Origin of the sequence: Streptomyces calidiresistens, assembly GCF_014141525.1 — a bacterium.
Taxonomy (GTDB): Bacteria; Actinomycetota; Actinomycetes; order Streptomycetales; family Streptomycetaceae; genus Streptomyces; species Streptomyces calidiresistens.
The window spans coordinates 1-1,128 of record NZ_VKHS01001216.1 but is presented as its reverse complement, the minus strand read 5'-3'; the positions used below and the strand labels follow the sequence as shown (position 1 = coordinate 1,128).

1 protein-coding gene is annotated in these 1,128 nt (G+C 74.6%); it reads right to left on the bottom strand.

The features are described from left to right. Positions 1 to 1,024: ATP-grasp domain-containing protein (locus FOE67_RS26485; RefSeq protein ID WP_182667353.1), on the bottom strand; the 1,024-nt coding region annotated here is incomplete at its 3' end. Positions 1,025 to 1,128 lie beyond the last annotated feature (104 nt).

Sequence of the window (1,128 nt, the reverse complement as noted above, 5' to 3'; positions counted from 1 at the left end):
ACCGGGGGGCCAGGGGCCGAGGGGTGGCGACGGTGGCGTAGTCATCGGCCGGCAGCCGCGGGGTCAACGTGCCGGGATCCTCCCCGAGGGCCAGGCGCACGGCTGCGGCGGGGACGTTCAGGCCGCACCGGGAGAGCTGGTGCAGACCGCCCGCGGGGCGGGTGTTGATGTCCAGCAGGACGGGACGGCCCCGGTGGAGACGGAACTGCACATTGCTCAGGAAGTGCAGGCCGAAGCGTTCGGCGAGGGCGCGGGCGGGTTCGATGACCGCCGGATCGAGGGTGAAGCCGCGCCGGCGGCCGAGCTTGGTGCGGCCGACCGCCATGCGCACGCCGCCGTCGGGCCCCGTGAGCAGGTCGACGGAGGTCTCCGGTTCGTCGAGGCGGGGCATCACCAACCAGTTCACCGGTGCCTCGGCCCGGCGCAGCGCGCGCCGCACCAGGTCCAGCGGGACGTACGGGCCGGGGTACCCGGTGAGGTGCAGGAGGGAGAAGGGGGTGCGGGTGATGACGCGGAAGCCCTCCCCGCCGGTGCCGTCGGCCGGTTTGAAACAGGCCTTGTCGCCGGCGGCCTCGATCTCCCCGACGGCGGTCAGCAGTTCCTCCTCCGTCCGCACCCGCCACCACGGGGGCACCGGAAGACCGGCCCGGGAGAGCGCCTCGTAGGCGGTGGCCTTGTCGCGGAAGGCCCGCACCGCCTCGGCGGGCGGGGTGAGCAGGGCGGTGCCGACGGCGGCGAAGTCCGCGGCGCGGGCCGCGACGGCGTCCTGGTGCAGACGGGGGACGAACACGTCGATGGCGTGGCGGGCGCAGCGGTCCAGGGCCCACTCCGCGTAGGCGGCGGGGCCGAGTCCCTCCGGCTCGCCGCCGGAGACGTCCGCGGCGGCCCGCACCGGGGAGTCGGGATCGGGGTGGGTCGCGTGGACCTCCACCCCTCGTCCCCGGGGGTCCAGGCGGAGCTGATCGATGAAGAACACGTTCTCCGCGTACGTGCGATTGAGCCAGACGCGTACGCGGTGTGCCATGGTCGTCACCTTTCGCAGTGGTGGGGGCGTACGGGTGTCGCGGTTCCCGGGCGGGACACGGGGATCCCGGGAACGGAGCGGCGAAAACGCCGGGGGTGGGAGGG